Raw genomic sequence first — 16956 nt, forward strand, 5'->3', positions numbered from 1 at the left:
AGCGCCGCCGCTCAACCACCCGCCGCATGCCTGGCCGGCTGATTCGCGTAGTGCGTGCGCTTTTCCTCGTACATCAACAGGTCCGCGCGCTGCACGCCCGATTCGAGCCGGTCGCCGCGCTCGCAGGTCGCCGCGCCCATTGAAAAGCTCAGCGGCGAGCCCGGATAGAACTGGTTGTTCATCTCCACCAGCTGACGGATCGCATCGACCATCGCCGCGCCGCCGCGCTCGTCGGTGTCCGGCATCAGGATCGCGAACTCATCGCCGCCGATGCGCGCCGCGTGAAACGGCGGCTCCATCGCTTTCGCGAGCACTTCGCCCGCGCGCCGCAGCAGCGCGTCGCCGGCGGCGTGGCCGAGTTGATCGTTCACGCGTTTCAGGCCGTTCAGGTCGGCCATGATGATCGTCACCGGCCACGGTCCCTTGCGTTCGAGACGGTTCAGTTCGTCCACGTAGAACGAGCGGTTGCGCAGCTTGGTCAGCACGTCGTGCTTGCCGAGGAACTCCAGATAGGCTTCGGCCTTCTTGCGCGCAGTGATGTCCGTGAGCGCCACCAGCACCAGATCCCAGTTCTGCTCGTGACCCGGCAGCACCGAGAACTGCAGGTGCACGTGCACCTCGCTGCCATCGAGCGAATAGTTGAGCACTTCGCGCTGCTGGAACAGCTTGCCGTCCCACAGATCAATCAACTGCTCGCGAAAGTGCGGGCGCATGTCGTCGCGGAACACGTCGGACAGATGCGCGAGCAGCGTTTTCTTGTCCTGCGCGGCGAACATGTCGAGCGTGTGCTGGTTCACGTCGAGCACGTGAATTTCCTGCATGCAGCGCTCGACGAACTCGGGATGCACATCCGTGAACACGCGGAAATCGGCGATGCCGGCCGCGCGCGCATCGTCGAGCAGGCGTTTGACCGCGCTGAAATCCTCGACCCACAACGACACCGGCGAATGTTCGAACAGCCCGCGCACGTACTGTTCGGCGAGCGTCACACGACGCCGTGCGCCTTCGAGCTCGGTGATGTCCTCGACCGACACCAGCACGCGATCCCAGCGCGCCTCGTGGCCGGGCAGCACCGCGCCCTTGAGCAGCACGTCGAGCCGCCGGCCGCCGAGCGTGTAGTTGACGGTCTGGCTCGTGAACTGCGCGTGGCCTTCCCACAACTGGCAAAGCTCTTCGAGGTGCGTCTTGAGCATGTCGTCGCGGAACACCGACGCGAGATTGCCGGTCAGCGCGGCGAAATCGGCGGCCTCGAATTGCGCGAGCGTCTTGCGGTTGACCTTGATCACGCGGATGCTATGCGCGCATTCGGCGACCCGGCGCGGGTCGTCGGCGAAATGCGCACGCAGATCGGTCACGCCTTCGGTCCGCCACGCATCGAACAGCGCGCGCACGCCGCTGAAGTCTTCGAGCCACAGCGAGACGGGCGCGAGCTCGAACATCTCGGAGTCGTCCCCGGAAGGCGCTTCCTGCGGGACAACATGAACGGGCGCGGAGCCGCGCGGGAGAATATCGAGCATGAGGGTCTCGGGATCGAAGGTGCGGCTATTTTAAGGCGCGTTCGGCATCGGCTGAAAAGAAAGGCGGGCGGCGCAGCGTATCGCGCAACGCTATTCAACAGGTTAACGGCGATGCGACGCGGGACTTGAGACGCGGCGTGCGAGCGCTGCGAGGTGGGGGGGCGCGTAGGAGTGCAGAGCCGCGGAAACACGCATGAGCGCGTGCGAGGCGCTGCCCGCAGCAGGTATTTAACGGCCTTGCTACACTCGACGGCCAAGGATTTCCTCCACCCACGCCGTCAACCAGAACGCCTTCATGAAGCCATCCCTGCTGGTGCTGATCCACCTGAACGACGCGAGCCGCGCGAGCATCGAGGCCGCCTTCGACGTCCTCTACGCGCCCGACACCCCGCAGCGCGACGCCGCGATCGCCGCGCACGGCGAGACGATCCGCGCGGTGCTGACCAACGGCACGACCGGCCTGAGCGCCGCGGAAATCGACCGGATGCCGCAACTCGAACTGGTTAGCGCGCTCGGCGCCGGCTACGAAAACCTGGCCGTCGACCACGCCCGCGCGCGCGGCATCGTGCTCGTCAATGGGGCGGGCACCAACGATCATTGCGTGGCCGATCATGCGTTCGCGTTGCTGCTCGCGGTCGTACGCGACGTGCCGCAACTCGATCGGGCCACGCGCGAAGGCGTCTGGCGCGATACGCTGCCGCTGCAACCGAACGTGTCGCACAAGCGTTTGGGGATCGTCGGGCTCGGCAATATCGGCGAGAAGGTCGCGCGGCGCGGCGCGGGCTTCGACATGGAGATCGGCTATCACAACCGTAAGCCGCGTGAAGGCTCACCGCTGCGTTACTTCGACAGCGTGCAGGCGCTCGCGCGGTGGTGCGATTTTCTGGTCGTGGCGACGCCGGGCGGGGCGGGCACGCGTCACCTGATCGACGCGAGCGTGCTGGAGGCGCTTGGTGCACGGGGTTTCGTCGTCAACGTGTCGCGCGGCAGTGTACTGGACACCGCCGCGTTGGCGCGGGCACTGAGCGCAGGGACGATCGCCGGCGCCGCGCTCGATGTCTACGAAAGCGAGCCGTACCCGCCCGAGGCGTTGCTGGCGTTGCGCAACGTGGTGCTGACGCCGCATGTGGGCGGCCGCTCGCCGGAAGCGATCACGGCCTCCGTCGACAACTTCCTGAGCAACGCGAAGCGGCATTTCGCGGGCGAGCCGGTATTGACGCCGATCTGAAGCGAAGAGTGGGGGTGAGTCACCCGCCGCCTACTTCTCCTCGTCGCGCCCCGGCCGCGCGCCGATGTACTCGTACTCATCGGTATTGAGCCGCGACACCCGCAACTCGACCGCGCTGCGATGATACGAATAGGCAATACGCCGGATCTCCAGCAACGGCGCGCCGACCTCGACACCCAACTGCGCGCTCTCGATCTCGTTCGCCAGCGCGACGCTCACGCGTTCGTCGGTCTCGACCACATTGATGCCGAACACGTCCTGATAGAAGTTGTACAGCGTGTTCGGCCGGTTGCGCAGCTTCGCCTCGGTGAGAGCGGGAAACTGGGCTTCCGGCACGGTGATGTGTTCGATTAGCACCGTCTTGCCATGCAGCGCGAGGCCGTTGACGAACTGGAACACGCGCGCGCCGGTCTCGATGCCGAGCATCGCCGCGACCTCGCGCGATGCGCGCGCCTTTTTGAAATCGATCAGCGTGACGACCGGATAGGCCTTGTCGCCGTCGCGCCGCACAACGCGGAAGAAGCGGAAGAAATGCCGGTCGCGCTGGTGCATCGACACGAAGGTGCCGAGGCCCTGATGACGGATCAGGATGTTCTCCGCGCAGAGCTCGTCGATCGCTTTGCGCAGCGTGCCGATCGACACGCCGAAGCGCTCGGCGAGCCGCTTCTCCGAAGGAATGCATTCGCCGCCTTTCCATTCGCCGGCCGAGAGCGCGGCGAGAATCGCGCTCTTGACTTCCTTGTACCGCGTACCGCCCAGCGCGGGCGGATTGATGGCGAGCGTGCTCATGAAAACCCTCTGAAATGCGCGAGTCGCACGACGCCGCTCGCTAAGGTTGGACCCGCCCTGATTTTAAACGACAAATTCATCTAGTCCATCTAGATGAGATAGATTCTGTCGGCTCGTCGCGACAGGGTTTGGGACACCTGCATCGACCCCTCGCGCATGCGCAAGAATCCCTTGTCCTCAAGCCAAGAATTACTGGCTTTTCACGCACCCGCACGCGGCGCTAACCTGACGTTCAGCAGTCAGTCCCCACCGAACCACAGAATCATCGAACCAGCGGGCCATCACCCTATGCAGCCATCCGTCAGCGACATGCTGAGCGTGCGCGTCTGGCGCGGGGCCGAAGACGGCGCCTTCGAGCCGTTCGAGGTGCCGCGCCGCGCGAGCCAGACCGTGCTGGACGTCGTCACGCACATTCAACGCAGTATCGACGCCACGCTGTCCTACCGTTTCGCGTGCCGGGTCGGCATGTGCGGTTCCTGCGCGATGACCGTCAACGGCCGCGCGCGCTGGACCTGCCGCACGCACGTCGCGCAAGTGCTGCGGCGTCCCGGCGAGGTCCTCGAAATCGCGCCGCTGAACCACCTGCCGATCGTCAAGGATCTGGCCGTGGACATGACCCAGTTCTTCGATAAATGGCGCGACGCGAAGGGCTTCTTCGCGGGCAATCGCGACCGTGGCGCGCCGCTCGAACAGATCGATCCCGCGTCGCCCGAACGACGGGCGGCGGATGCGGGCATCGAGTGCATCGGCTGTGGCGTGTGCTATGCGAGTTGCGACGTGGTCGGCTGGAAACCGGATTACCTCGGGCCGGCCGCGCTGAATCGCGCATGGACGCTCGTCAACGACGTGCGCGACGTGCAGCAGCGCGCTCGCCAGGACGCGGTGGCCACCGACGCCGGCTGCCACTCGTGCCATACCCTCGGCTCGTGCACGGAACGCTGCCCGAAAGCGCTCGCGCCGACCGCGAGCATCGCGGGCCTCAAACGCGCAGCGCGTGCACAACCCAAAGGCGGCACGCGATGAAGCGGACCTTCGACGCGTGGTGGCTGCAACGCCTGTCCGCGATGGTGCTGACGCTGTGCGTCGCGATTCATCTGGCGACCATGATCTGGGTCGTGCATGGCGGCCTGCGCGCGGTGGATGTGATCGCGCGTCTGCACGGCAATCTCGCGTGGGGGCTGTTTTATTCGGTCTTCGTGATCGCGGCGGCGCTGCACGTGCCGGTGGGCCTGCGCCGTATCGCCGACGAATGGCTGAACTGGCGCGGCGCCTGGGCCGCGCGCGCAAGCATGTTGATCGGCGCGGGGCTCGCACTGGCAGGTTTGCGCGCGGTATATGGATTGATCGCGGGGGTAGCGGTATGAACTCCACCATCCGTACCACGCCAGCCGCTCGTGCGCGCGCCGCAACGCCGGGCCGCAAGCTCGACTTCCGCGCGCGCAACCATCCGGCGTGGTGGGCGTTTCTCGTGCATCGGCTGTCCGGGCTCGCACTGGCGTTTTTTCTTCCCGCGCATTTCTGGGCGCTCGGCACTGCTCTGAACGGCGCCGCGCGTTTCGAATCGTTCCTCGCCGTCACGCGTTCGCCGGGTTTCGTGTTCGCCGAGTGGGGGCTCGTCACGCTGCTCGCCGCGCATCTGATCGGCGGCGTGCGCCTGTTGCTGATCGAGTTCCGGCCGTGGAGCGGCTTGCGCAAGGACCTGATCGCGCTGACGGCGGGCGGGGCGTTCGTGATCGGGATGGCGTTTGCGCTTTCACTGACCTTGTGAACGCGCGTTCAAAGAGGCCTCAATGGAAACGACCATGATGGAAACGACAGCACACACGGCGGACTTCACCGTCGACTACGGGTTGATCGAGGAGATCGCGAGCACGTTGTATATCCGCTCGCTGAAACAGCTGCCGCCGGACGTGAAGGAAGGCATCGCGAAGCTGGAGGCGGCGGAGCGCAACGACACCGCGCGCCGCGTGCTCGGCACGATGCGCCAGAACATCGTGGTGGCCGAGCAGGCCGACAACTTGCTGTGCCAGGACACCGGCCTGCCGATCTACAACGTGACGCTCGGCGAGGGCGTGCACTTCGACGGCCTGCGTCTGAAGGCGGCGATCCGCAGCGGTTGCGCGCGCGCGACGCGCGAGCATCCATTGCGCTCGTCGGTCGTGCATCCGCTCACGCGCCATAACGAGCAGAATTCGTGCGGTGCGGAAGTGCCGGTGATCCACGTCGATTTCGACGCGACGCCGCGGACGCTGTCGATCGAAATGATCCCGAAGGGCAGCGGCTCGGAGAACAACTCGTTTCTGCGTATGGCGATTCCCGCCGAAGGCGTGGACGCGATCCGGCGCTTCGTGATCGACTGCGTGGTCGAGGCCGGCGGCAAGACCTGTCCGCCGACGATCGTGGGCGTGGGCGTCGGCGGCACGTCGGACCTGTGCGTGGCGCTCGCCAAGCGGGCGGCCACGCGGCCGCTCGGCACGCACTGCGCCGACGAACATGGCGCGGCGCTGGAGCGGCAGATGTCGGAAGCGGTCAATCAACTGGGCGTCGGGCCGCAGGGCCTCGGCGGCGATGCAACCGCGTTCGCGGTGCATGTCGAACTGGCGGCGACGCACATCACGATGAACCCGGTCGCGGTGAACATGCAGTGTCATTCGGCGCGCCGCGCGCGCGCTACGTTGAGCGCCCGGGGAGTCGAGTATGGCTATTGAAACATCGCTGCATGCGCCCGTGAGCGGCACGCACCACACGCTCGACATGCCCGCGACCGAAGCGCAGATCCGCGCGCTGCGCATCGGCGATACGGTCACGCTGAACCGCACGCTGTTCGGCATTCGCGACGCGACGCAGATCCATATGTTCGATCATGGCCGCACCACGCGCTTCGATCTGCGCGGCCACGCGGTGATCCATACCGCGCCGAATGTGCGGCGCATCGAAGTCTCGCCGCAACATCCGGCGGGCTACGAGCCGGTGTGCATCGGCACGACGACGTCGGCGCGCATGGAGCGCTTCACCGCGCCGCTGATGCAAACCTACGGCGTGCGCGCGGTGATCGGCAAGGGCGGGCTCGGCGCGGCGTCGAGCGCGGCGTTCGCGGAATTTGGCGGCGTGTATCTGGCGATCGTCGGCGGCACGGCGGCGCTCGAAACGACGTGGATCGAGCAGATCGAAGACGTCGATCTCGACGACCTCAACCCCGAGTCGCTGTGGCGTTTTCGCATTCACGGCTTCGGGCCGCTGCTGGTCGCGATGGACAGTCACGGCGGCAGTCTTTACACCGCAGTCCAACAGAACACGCGAACGCAGCGCGACGCGGTGCTCGCGTCGCTTGGCATTCGCGCCTGAGGCAACGGAGAGCGCAGCGCGATGAAACAGTTCGATACCGACATCCTCATTCTCGGCAGCGGTGGCGCGGGGCTGTTCGCCGCGTTGCACGCGCAGGCCGCCGCGCCGCATCTGCGCATCACGGTTGCCGTCAAAGGGTTACTCGGCAAATGCGGCTGTACGCGCATGGTGCAGGGCGGCTACAACGTCGCGCTCGCGCCGGGCGATTCGATCGAGCGGCACTTCATGGACACGATCGAGGGCGGCAAGTGGCTCTCGAATCAGGACCTCGCGTGGATGCTGGTGACGGGCGCAGTCGAGCGGATTCGCGAACTCGAAAACGAGCTGGGCTGCTTCTTCGACCGCAACCCGGACGGCTCCGTGCGGCAGAAAGCGTTCGCGGGGCAGACGTTCGACCGCACCGTGCACAAGGGCGACCAGACCGGCATCGAGATCATCAACCGGCTCGCGGAGCAGGTGTGGGCGCGCGGCATCGAGCGGCTCGAAGAACATCGCGCGGTGGAGTTCATCCGCAGCCGCGATGGCGCGACGCTCGCCGGCGTGCTGATGATCGACATGCGCAGCGGCGAATTCGTGTTCGTGCGCACGCGCGCGGTGCTGCTCGCGACCGGCGGCGGTCCGACCATGTACCGCTATCACACGCCGAGCGGCGACAAGAGTTGTGACGGCATGGCGATGGCGTTGCGCGCCGGCCTCACGCTGCGCGACATGGAGATGGTGCAGTTTCATCCGACCGGTTTGCTGGCGGGCGCGGACACGCGCATGACCGGCACCGTGCTCGAAGAAGGCTTGCGCGGCGCGGGCGGCTATCTGCTGACCGGCGCGGGCGAACGCTTCATGCAGGCATACGACCCGCGCGCGGAACGCGCGACCCGCGATGTGGTGTCGCGCAGCATCTTCCGTGAACTGCGCGCCGGGCACGCGACGCCGAACGGCGGCGTCTATCTGCAGATGCATCACCTCGGCGCGGACAGCGTGCGGCAGAAGTTCAAGGGCATGGTCGAGCGCTGCGCCGATTGCGGTTTCGATCTGGCGGGCGGGCTCGTCGAAGTGGTGCCGACCGCGCACTACATGATGGGCGGCGTCGAGTTCGACGCCCATTGTGCGACCACATTGCCGGGGCTGTTCGTCGCCGGCGAGGATGCGGGTGGTGTGCATGGCGCGAACCGGTTGGGCGGCAACGGCGTGGCGAATTCGACGGTGTTCGGCGGCATAGCGGGCGACACGCTCGCGGCCTGGGTGCCGCGTCACGGCTATTTCGCCACCGCCGACACAGACACGATCAACGCGGCGATGGCGCGCTGCACGCATCCGTTGCATCAACCGCCGGGCGATCTCGAAGCAATCCGCGACGGGCTCGCCGAAGTGATGTGGAACGACGTCGGGATTCTGCGCGATGCCGAAGGGCTCGAACGCGCGCGCCATCGACTCGGCGAACTGGAAGCGCAACTGGAGCGGACCGGCGTCGACGGCCGCGACTTGCGCTTCAATCTGTCGTGGCACGACTGGATGAACCTGCGCAACCTGATCCTCGTTAGCCGCGCGATCACCGAATCCGCGCTGCTGCGCGAGAATTCGCGCGGCGCGCACTACCGCGAGGACTTTCCGGAAGCGGGCGATCTGGAGACTTCCGAATACATGTGCCTGCGTCTCGAAGGCGAGCGCTTCGCCGCGAGCCGGCAGCGCGTTCAGTTCACGCGGGTGCGTCCGGGCGAATCGCTGCTCGAAGAGGAAAGCTCGGCGGTGTCGATGAAATGACGCTTGACCGCGTCCGTGAACGCCTCGCGCGGGTGATCGCGCCGTTCGAGCAAACCGACCCGGCGCGGCGTGACGCGCTCGGGTAGCGGCGTCACCTGCAGCCCCGACTCGCGCGTCCAGTTCGCGTTCGCGAGCAGCGGCACGATCGACACTCCGAAACCGCGCCGCACCATCTCCGAGATCGCTTCGATCGAATTCAACTCCATGATTTCGTTGCGCGCAGTGCCGAGTTGGCGCAGCGCGTTATCGACCAGCACACCCGTCCACGTGTGACGGTCGAAGCGGATGAACGGCTCTTCGAGCAGCGCGTCAATCGACGCATGCGGCGCGCCCGCCGGCGAGATGAACACCATCGGCTCGCTGTACAGCATCGTCCATTTGAGCGTAGCCGGCAACGCGGACGGCGACTGCGCGACGATCGCCGCATCCAGTTCGCCGCTTTCGACGCGCGCGGCGAAGTCGCTCGACAAACCGGTGAACAGCTTCAGATCGAGTCGCGTATAGCGCTGCTTGAGCTGGAGCAGCGCATCGGCGAACGCGCCCATCAGCGACGACACCAGCGCGCCCACGCGCACCGTGCCGGACAGTTCGCCGGCGTCGCCGGTTGCAAGGATCTGCCGGTAGTTGGCCACCAGCGTTTCCGCGAGCGGCAGCACCGCGCGGCCCTGCGCGCTGAGCGACACCGAACGCGCCGCGCGATCGAACAGCACGAGATCGAGATCACGTTCGAGCGAACGCATCTGCAAGCCGACGGCGGCTTGCGTGAGACACACTTCGTCGGCGGCGGCCGCGAACGAGCCGTGCCGCGCCACCGACAGAAACGTCACGAAATAGCGGATTGCGCTCACTTCACTGCATGCCCCAACGCTGCACCGTATGACGCTCCAGCACGCGGAAGATCAGATTCTCGACCGCGAGTCCGATCAGGATCACCGTGAACAAACCGGCGAACACGTTGGCGATATCGAGCAGGTTCTTGTTCTCGTAGATGAACCAGCCGAGACCGCCCGAGCCCGAACTCACGCCGAACACCAGCTCGGCGGCAATCAGCGTGCGCCACGCGAAGGCCCAGCCGATCTTCAAGCCGGTGAGGATGCTCGGAAACGCGGCGGGCACCAGAATCTGCCACACGTAGCGGCCGCCGCGCAGACCGTAGTTGCGTCCGACCATCTTCAGCGTGTTGCTCACCGACAGAAACCCCGAGTGCGTATTCAGCGCCACCGACCACGTGACCGAATGCACCAGCACGAAGATCAGACTGCCGTTGCCGAGGCCGAACCAGATCAGTGCGAGCGGCAGCAATGCGATGGCCGGCAGCGGATTGAGCATCGAGGTCATCGTCTCGAGAAAGTCGGTGCCGATGCGCGACGTGATCGCCGCCGCCGTGAGCAGCGCGGCCAGCACGATTCCGCACGCGTAGCCAATCAGCAGCACATGGATCGACGCCCACGCCTTGCCCGGCAACTCGCCGCTCGCGATGCTTTTGAAGAACGCTTCGATGGTCGCGCTGAAGGTCGGAAAGAGCAGCGGATTGTTCAGCACGCGGCCGTAGATTTCCCACACGCCCGCGAGCAGCACCAAGATGATCAGCTTGCGTATCCACGCCTGGTTGTAGAGCCGCTCGAACGGCGACAATGGCTTTTCGACGACGCTGAATTCGCGCGTCTCAGCGGGCTCGCGAACCACCTCGGAGCGCCGCACGACCGCGGGCGTCTCGCGCTGACCGGAACCATCATGGGTAAGCATGTCAGACATTTTCGGCCCTCTCGATCTCGTCTTCGAACAGCATGTGCTGGATGCGCTTTTCGAGCGCCACAGCTTCTTGCGGCGTGCTCGCCGTTTCCAGTTCGGCCTTCACCTGGCCGGGGTGGGGCGACAGCAGCAGAATGCGGCTGCCCACCTTGATCGCCTCGGGAATCGAGTGCGTGACGAACAGCACCGTGAAGCGTGTTTCCTCCCACAGCGCGAGCAGTTCGTCCTGCATCTTGCGTCGCGTGAGCGCGTCGAGTGCGGCGAACGGTTCGTCCATCAGCAGGATGTCGGGCTCCATCGCCATGCCGCGCGCAATCGCGACGCGCTGTTTCATGCCGCCCGACAGCGTGTGCGGATAGCTGTCGGCGAACGCGGCGAGGTTCACCTTCTCGATGTAGTGCATCGCACGCTCTTCGATCTCCTTGCCGTGCAGCCGGCGCGACGCCTGCAACGCGAACATCACGTTCTGCCGCACGGTTTTCCACGGCAGCAGTTGATCGAACTCCTGGAACACCATCATCCGGTCGGGCCCAGGCCGCGTGACCGTTTTGCCCTTCAGCGAGATCGTGCCCTCGGTCGGCGGCAGATAGCCGCCCACGCTTTTCAGCAGGGTCGACTTGCCGCAGCCGGACGGACCGAGCAATACGAAGCGGTCGCTCTTGAACACTTCGAAGTCGACGCGGTAAGTGGCCATCACGAGCGTCTTCGGCGTCTTGTACTGCAGCGTCACGCCGCGTACGGCGAGGAGCGGCGAGGTGTCGGGATAGGGCGTGGCGTGGGTCGCGGCGCGCATGTCAGCTTCCTTGCAGGGATTGAGCGGTGGGGAAGAATATGTCCTTCCACGAGTCCGGCTTCTTCTTGATGAGGCCGGTGCGCGCCATGAAATCGGCGTATTTGATCGTGTTCTGCGGCACGGTGGTGAACGACACGTCGGGCGACGTGATCATTTTCTCGACCTCGTCGACGCTGCTCTTTTCCTTCGAAATGCGCAGATACGCGACGGCGGCGGCATGCTTGTCGTGATTGATCCACGCTTCGGATTCGCTCAGCGCGTCCATGAAAGCCTTCGTGAGCTTCGGGTTCTCCTGATAGAAGCGCGTCGTGCACCACACGAGATTGAAACTCGACTTGCCGCCGAGCACGTCGTACGAATTGAGCACGGTGTGCACGTTCTGCTTCTGCAACTCCTGCTCCTGGAACGGCGGCGAGCCGAAATGCGCGGTGACCTCGCTGTTGCCGGACATCAGCGCCTGCTGTGCGTCGGGATGCGCGAGCGACACGGTGTACTTGTCGAGCTGCCCCTGGTTGCCCGCGCCGAACGCTTTTTCGGCGGCCATCTGCAACGTGATCGCCTGGATCGATATCTTGGCGGCCGGCAACGCGATCTTGTCCTGGCCGGTGAAATCCTTCAGCGTCTTCACTTTCGCGTTGGTCGTATTGAGCAGCAGCGGCATCGAATTGATCGCGGACAGCGCCTTGACCTCGACCGGCGTGCCGGCGGTGCGCGACCACAGCAGCACGAGCGGCGCGACGCCGCCCGAGGCGATCTGCAGCGAATTGGACAGCAGCGAATCGTTCATCACGTTGCCGCCGGCGAATTCGACCCACGACACCTTCAGGTCCTTGATGCCTTCCTGCGCCGCGTGTTTCTCGAACAGTTTCTGGTCCTGCATGATCATCAGCGGCAGGTAGCTGACGCCGTATTGCCGCGCGATCTTCACCTCGCTCAGTTCGGCGCGCGCAGCGCCGGCGGCAAGCATGGCCGATAACACGCAACTCACGCCGATCGTTCGAAACAGTCTCTGCACGTTCATGTCTGGCACACCCTATGGTTGTGGAGCGCCGGTGCGGCGCGCGTGGGGAAGGATCGGGCGAAGGCGGGAGCGGGCGCGGCTAGCGCGTGGGCGCACGCGCCTGCATCAACGGGCACAGTTGCAGCGCGGGCCCGACGAGCGCTCGCGGCGAGAGGAGCGGGGCAAGCATCATGCGTGTCTCCAGTGGCCGGCGGTGCGCGGGGTGACGCGGTTTGCGCCCTGGCGCCGGCATGCGTTCAGCTTTTGTGCCGATGCGTCGATGGCTTCGCGCGCTGCCGCGTACATCGACATGATCGGTGTTATTTAGGTCATCTGTATGAGTGTGGAGTCTAGGCGATGATGTAGGCGAAATCAAACTCGGGGAAACGCGATAACGCGCGCGGCGCTCGGAGAAATCGCGCACAGCCGCGCCAGCACGGCCCGCGCAGGCCGCGAGCGGCGCGGCAATAGTGGAAAACACGCCTCTAACACATATAGATGACCTAGTTGACATCCGAAAAATCGGCGCCTACTATGCATTCACCGCAACGCGTTTCGAGCGCATTGCCCCGGCGGCACCCCACCGCATTCAACACACGAACGGAGACGCTAATGAGCAATCCCACGACAGACATCAACGGCACCCCGGCAGCGGGTGCGTCGCCCGGACGCAAGACGATCCACATCGTTCTGCACGAAGCGAAGGACACAGTCGGCGTGGCGGTAGTCGAAGGCATCAAGGCGGGCACGCAACTGAACGCATGGATCATGGACGACGACGAGATCGTCAGCTTCCCGGCGAAGCAGGACATTCCGATCGGCCACAAGGTCGCGCTCAAGGACATGGCCGTGGGCGACACGGTGTTCAAATACGGCGTGGATATCGGCAAGGTGGTCGCGCCGATCACAGCCGGCGAGCACGCGCACGTGCACAACATCAAGACGAAGCGCTGGTAAGCGGCGGGCGTCGCCCGAGCCTCAGCGTTTCCCGCACTTCCCGGAATAGAGCCGCACCAACCCGAACGAGAGAGACACCATGAGCGTGATTGACCTGGATACGACTTTCCGCGGCTATCGTCGCGACAACGGCCGCGTGGGCGTACGCAACCACGTGATCATCCTGCCGGTTGACGATCTGTCGAACGCCGCGGCGCAAGCGGTCGAACACAACATCAAAGGCACCATGGCCTTGCCGCATCCGTATGGGCGGCTGCAATTCGGCGCCGACCTGGATCTGCACTTCCGCACGCTGATCGGCGCGGGCAGCAACCCGAACGTCGCGGCGGTCATCGTGATCGGTATCGAGGAAGGCTGGACCAAGCGCGTGGTCGACGGCATCGCGAAGACCGGCAAGCCGGTGATGGGCTTCGGTATCGAACTGCACGGCGATCACGACACGATCATGCGGGCGTCGAAAGCAGCGAAGGAAATGGTGCAGTACGCCACCTCGCTCGATCGCGAGGAATGCCCGATTTCGGATCTGTGGGTGTCGACCAAATGCGGCGAGTCGGACACCACGTCGGGTTGCGGCGCGAATCCGACCGTCGGCAACGCATTCGACAAGCTGTACGGCCTAGGCACCACGCTGGTGTTCGGCGAAACATCGGAGCTGACCGGCGGCGAACAGATCGTCGCCGCGCGCTGCGCGAACGACGGCGTGCGCGAGCGCTTCCAGTTCATGTTCGACCGCTATCAGGACATGATCAACCGCTGGAAAACGGATGACCTGTCCGAGTCGCAGCCGACCAAGGGCAACATCGCGGGCGGCCTGACCACGATCGAAGAAAAGGCGCTCGGCAACATCCAGAAGATCGGCAAGAAGTGCATGGTGGACGGCGTGCTCGACAAAGCCGAGGAGCCGACACATGCCGGGCTGTGGTTCATGGATTCGTCGTCGGCGGCTGCCGAGATGGTGACGCTGTGCGCGGCGTCCGGCTTCGCGGTGCATTTCTTCCCGACGGGGCAGGGCAATGTGATCGGCAATCCGATCGTGCCGGTCATCAAGATCTGCGCGAATCCGCGCACGGTCCGCACGATGGGCGAGCATATCGACGTCGACGTGACCGGCATTCTGCAGCGCGAGCAGAATCTCGACCAGAGCGGCGACAAACTGCTCGAATGTATGATGGCCACGATCAACGGCCGCTTCACGGCGGCGGAAGCGCTCGGTCATCGCGAGTTCGTGCTGACGCGGTTGTTCGAAAGCGCCTGATCCTTGCAGTTGAGCCGCTCCGCGAGCGAGGCCGACCAGCCTCGCCAGCTCGCCGGGTAAATCCGCCAGGCGGGCGCGGAGCGGCCCCCACATTCCCGGCGCATGCCGGCACGGAGACTGGCTGGCAGGCCGCCCGTGTCCGGCCTTTCATGCGGCAGTGGCGTCGGCTCGACATCTGGCAGCAGCGAGTGGAGGAGACACCATCTTGCGCATGCTCAAACATCTCTACGTGCAGGTTCTGATCGGACTTGCCGCCGGTATTCTCGTCGGTTACTTCTGGCCCAAATTCGGCGTCGAAATGAAACCGCTCGGCGATACGTTCATTCGCCTCATCAAGATGCTGATCACGCTCGTGATCTTCTGCACGGTGTCGGTGGGCATCGCGCGTATGGAAAGCCTGAAACAGGTCGGCCGCGTCGGCTTCAAGACGCTGCTGTACTTCGAGGTCGTGACCACGATCGCGCTGGTGCTCGGACTGGTGGTCGCGAACGTGCTGCGGCCCGGCGACGGACTCAATATCGATCCCGCGTCGCTCGACACGCACGCGATGTCGCATTACGTGGCGGACGCGCACGTGTCGTCGTCGAGCTTCATCGACATGATCGTGCCGAATTCGGTGGTCGGCGCATTCGCTCGCGGCGATCTGCTGCAGGTGCTGCTGTTCTCGGTGCTGTTCGGCATCGCGCTGTCGATCATGTCGCAACGCAGCCGTCTGCTGATGCGCGGCATCGAGCAGTTCGGCGACACGCTGATGCGCATCGTCGAAATGATCATGCGGCTCGCGCCGCTCGGCGCATTCGGCGCGATTGCGTTCACGGTCGGCAAGTACGGCATCGGTACGTTGCAGCAACTCGGTCTGCTGATTCTGTGCTTCTACATCACCAGCATCCTGTTCATCGCGATCGTGCTCGGCGCGGCCGCGCGCTGGGCCGGTGTCGGGCTCTGGCCGCTGTTGCGCTACTTCCGCGAGGAACTGCTGATCGTGCTCGGCACGTCCACCACGGAATCGGTGTTGCCGCGTCTGATGGAAAAGCTCGAACGCATGGGCTGCCCGCGCGCGATCGTCGGGCTCGTGCTGCCCACCGGCTATTCGTTCAATCTCGACGGCGCGGCGATCTATCTGACGATGACGTCGCTCTTCATCGCGCAGGCCACCAACACGCATCTGACGCTGATGCAGCAGATCGGCCTGCTGGCGATCCTGATGCTGACGTCCAAGGGCGGTGCGGGCGTGGCGGGCGCGGCGCTGGTCGCGTTGACCGCGACGCTGTCGACGCACAACATCATTCCGGTCGCGGGTATCACGCTGATTCTCGGCGTGGACCGCGTGCTCAACGAGGTCCGCGCGCTGACCAACATGATCGGCAACGTGGTGGCGACGCTGGTGGTCGCGCGTTGGGAGGGCGCGTTCGACGCGCGCGCGGCACGCGAATTCCTCGCCGCGCCGCGTGAAGTGCAGGCGCAGGCTCAGGCTCAGGCTCAGGCGCCGCGCCAACCGCAGCCGAAGCCGAAGCCGAAGCCTGAGGCGGCGCATCCCGGTCTCGACGAAACCAGCCGCCTTGCGGCGGGCAAGGGCGGCTAGATGATGAAGAAGATCGTTATCAGCGAGTTCATGGACGAGGCGGCGGTTCATTCGTTGCGGCAGCGCTTCGACGTGCGCTTCGATCCCACGCTGTTCCTCGAGCCGTCGCGCCTCGCCGCCGAACTTGCGGACGCGCACGCACTGATCGTGCGAAACCGTACGCAGGTCACGGCGGCGCTGCTCGACGCCGGCCCGCAACTCAGCGTGGTCGGGCGGCTCGGCGTCGGTCTCGACAATCTGGATCTCGCCGCCTGCGCCGCGCGCAACGTGGCCGTGTTCCCGGCGACCGGCGCGAACGCGCAGGCGGTGGCCGAGTATGTGATCGCGACCGCGCTCGTGTTGCTGCGCGGCGCGTATCTGCGTAGCGCCGACGTCGCGGCGGGTGCGTGGCCGCGCGAGGCATTGTCCAATGGCCGGGAAGCTGCGGGCAGCGTGCTTGCGGTGATCGGCTTCGGCGGGATCGGGCAGCGCGTCGCGGCGCTCGCGCGCGCGCTCGGCATGACGGTGGTCGGCTACGATCCGCAGCAGCCCGCCGACGCGCCGTGCTGGCGCAGCAGTGGCGCACGCGCACTGCCGCTCGACGACGCGCTCGCGCTTGCCGATGTCGTCACGCTGCACGTGCCGCTCGTCGACGCGACGCGCAACCTGCTCGACGGCGAGCGCATCGCGCGGCTCAAGCGCGGCGCGGTCGTCATCAACACGGCGCGCGGCGGCACGCTCGACGAGCGCGCGCTCGCCGTCGCGTTGCGCGAACAGCGGCTCGCGGGCGCGGCGCTCGATGTCTTCGCCGACGAACCGTTGCCGCCCGGCTCCCCGCTCGCCGACGCGCCGAACCTGATTCTCACGCCGCACATCGCCGGGCTGACGAAAGAGGCCAACGAGCGCGTGAGTTCACTCGTCGCCGAACGCGTGGCCGCCGCGTTGACGCATGGCGCGCCGGACGCGATGCGGAGCGCCGTGTCAAACTGATGCCCTCCTGA

At 65.5% G+C, this 16956-nt stretch carries 17 protein-coding genes; 11 read left to right on the forward strand and 6 right to left on the reverse strand.

Annotated elements, in window-relative coordinates; translation table 11 throughout:
* Positions 1-11 precede the first annotated feature (11 nt).
* Positions 12-1517 (reverse strand): sensor domain-containing diguanylate cyclase, encoded by a 1506-nt coding sequence (locus BGI01S_RS21395; protein ID WP_042328022.1) that lies wholly within the window; start codon positions 1515-1517, stop codon positions 12-14.
* A 295-nt stretch (positions 1518-1812) separates the two neighbouring features.
* On the opposite strand from BGI01S_RS21395, the gene BGI01S_RS21400 reads away from it, so the two are divergent.
* Positions 1813-2745, forward strand: a complete 933-nt coding sequence (locus BGI01S_RS21400) for a 2-hydroxyacid dehydrogenase (RefSeq protein WP_042328023.1) — start codon at positions 1813-1815, stop codon at positions 2743-2745.
* Between the two features lie 30 nt (positions 2746-2775).
* Here BGI01S_RS21400 and BGI01S_RS21405 read toward each other — a convergent pair whose 3' ends face one another.
* Positions 2776-3534, reverse strand: coding sequence for a GntR family transcriptional regulator (locus BGI01S_RS21405; RefSeq protein ID WP_042328024.1), 759 nt, complete (start codon positions 3532-3534; stop codon positions 2776-2778).
* Between the two features lie 288 nt (positions 3535-3822).
* Here BGI01S_RS21405 and BGI01S_RS21410 point away from each other — a divergent pair, with 288 nt between their 5' ends.
* The 6 genes from BGI01S_RS21410 to BGI01S_RS21435 are packed head-to-tail and all read left to right on the forward strand — an operon-like array spanning position 3823 to position 8637.
* The gene (locus tag BGI01S_RS21410) at positions 3823-4557 is read left to right on the forward strand and encodes a succinate dehydrogenase/fumarate reductase iron-sulfur subunit (RefSeq protein WP_042328025.1); all 735 of its coding nucleotides are present in this window, start codon (positions 3823-3825) and stop codon (positions 4555-4557) included.
* Positions 4554-4898 carry a succinate dehydrogenase/fumarate reductase transmembrane subunit gene (locus BGI01S_RS21415; RefSeq protein WP_042328026.1) on the forward strand — a complete coding sequence of 115 codons (345 nt, stop codon included), beginning with the start codon at positions 4554-4556 and terminating at the stop codon, positions 4896-4898. The genes BGI01S_RS21410 and BGI01S_RS21415 overlap by 4 nt, the downstream gene beginning before the upstream one ends.
* Complete coding sequence (gene sdhC / locus BGI01S_RS21420) at positions 4895-5302, forward strand: succinate dehydrogenase, cytochrome b556 subunit (protein ID WP_042328027.1); 408 nt, start codon at positions 4895-4897, stop codon at positions 5300-5302. The genes BGI01S_RS21415 and sdhC overlap by 4 nt, the downstream gene beginning before the upstream one ends.
* 22 nt (positions 5303-5324) lie before the next feature.
* Positions 5325-6242 carry a fumarate hydratase gene (locus BGI01S_RS21425; protein ID WP_255219761.1) on the forward strand — a complete coding sequence of 306 codons (918 nt, stop codon included), beginning with the start codon at positions 5325-5327 and terminating at the stop codon, positions 6240-6242.
* Complete coding sequence (locus BGI01S_RS21430; RefSeq protein ID WP_042328028.1) at positions 6232-6879, forward strand: fumarate hydratase C-terminal domain-containing protein; 648 nt, start codon at positions 6232-6234, stop codon at positions 6877-6879. The genes BGI01S_RS21425 and BGI01S_RS21430 overlap by 11 nt, the downstream gene beginning before the upstream one ends.
* Positions 6880-6900: 21 nt before the next feature.
* Positions 6901-8637, forward strand: a complete 1737-nt coding sequence (locus tag BGI01S_RS21435) for an L-aspartate oxidase (protein ID WP_042328029.1) — start codon at positions 6901-6903, stop codon at positions 8635-8637.
* On the opposite strand, the gene BGI01S_RS21440 is transcribed toward BGI01S_RS21435, so the two are convergent.
* The 4 genes from BGI01S_RS21440 to BGI01S_RS21455 are packed head-to-tail and all read right to left on the reverse strand — an operon-like array spanning position 8568 to position 12203.
* Entirely contained in the window at positions 8568-9485 is a 918-nt protein-coding gene (locus BGI01S_RS21440) for a LysR substrate-binding domain-containing protein (protein ID WP_042328030.1), read from the reverse strand. The two genes, BGI01S_RS21435 and BGI01S_RS21440, sit on opposite strands and share 70 nt — an antisense overlap.
* Position 9486: 1 nt before the next feature.
* The gene (locus tag BGI01S_RS21445) at positions 9487-10392 is read right to left on the reverse strand and encodes an ABC transporter permease (RefSeq protein WP_084585451.1); all 906 of its coding nucleotides are present in this window, start codon (positions 10390-10392) and stop codon (positions 9487-9489) included.
* The gene (locus BGI01S_RS21450) at positions 10385-11182 is read right to left on the reverse strand and encodes an ABC transporter ATP-binding protein (RefSeq protein WP_042328031.1); all 798 of its coding nucleotides are present in this window, start codon (positions 11180-11182) and stop codon (positions 10385-10387) included. The genes BGI01S_RS21445 and BGI01S_RS21450 overlap by 8 nt, the downstream gene beginning before the upstream one ends.
* 1 nt (position 11183) lies before the next feature.
* On the reverse strand, positions 11184-12203 hold the full coding sequence (locus tag BGI01S_RS21455; RefSeq protein ID WP_042328032.1) for an ABC transporter substrate-binding protein: 1020 nt from the start codon (positions 12201-12203) through the stop codon (positions 11184-11186).
* A gap of 591 nt (positions 12204-12794) precedes the next feature.
* Here BGI01S_RS21455 and BGI01S_RS21460 point away from each other — a divergent pair.
* The 4 genes from BGI01S_RS21460 to BGI01S_RS21475 all read left to right on the forward strand — a co-directional run bounded on the left by BGI01S_RS21460 (position 12795) and on the right by BGI01S_RS21475 (position 16945).
* The gene (locus BGI01S_RS21460) at positions 12795-13139 is read left to right on the forward strand and encodes a UxaA family hydrolase (protein WP_232624462.1); all 345 of its coding nucleotides are present in this window, start codon (positions 12795-12797) and stop codon (positions 13137-13139) included.
* A 79-nt stretch (positions 13140-13218) separates the two neighbouring features.
* Positions 13219-14394: a UxaA family hydrolase gene (locus BGI01S_RS21465; RefSeq protein WP_042328033.1), complete on the forward strand. Its 1176-nt coding sequence runs from the start codon at positions 13219-13221 to the stop codon at positions 14392-14394.
* A gap of 211 nt (positions 14395-14605) precedes the next feature.
* Positions 14606-15976 carry a C4-dicarboxylate transporter DctA gene (gene dctA / locus BGI01S_RS21470; protein WP_167335670.1) on the forward strand — a complete coding sequence of 457 codons (1371 nt, stop codon included), beginning with the start codon at positions 14606-14608 and terminating at the stop codon, positions 15974-15976.
* Positions 15977-15979: 3 nt separating this feature from the next.
* On the forward strand, positions 15980-16945 hold the full coding sequence (locus BGI01S_RS21475; protein ID WP_042328111.1) for a hydroxyacid dehydrogenase: 966 nt from the start codon (positions 15980-15982) through the stop codon (positions 16943-16945).
* The last annotated feature ends 11 nt before the right edge of the window (positions 16946-16956 follow it).

The organism is Paraburkholderia ginsengisoli NBRC 100965 (genome assembly GCF_000739735.1).
Lineage (GTDB): Bacteria > Pseudomonadota > Gammaproteobacteria > Burkholderiales > Burkholderiaceae > Paraburkholderia > Paraburkholderia ginsengisoli.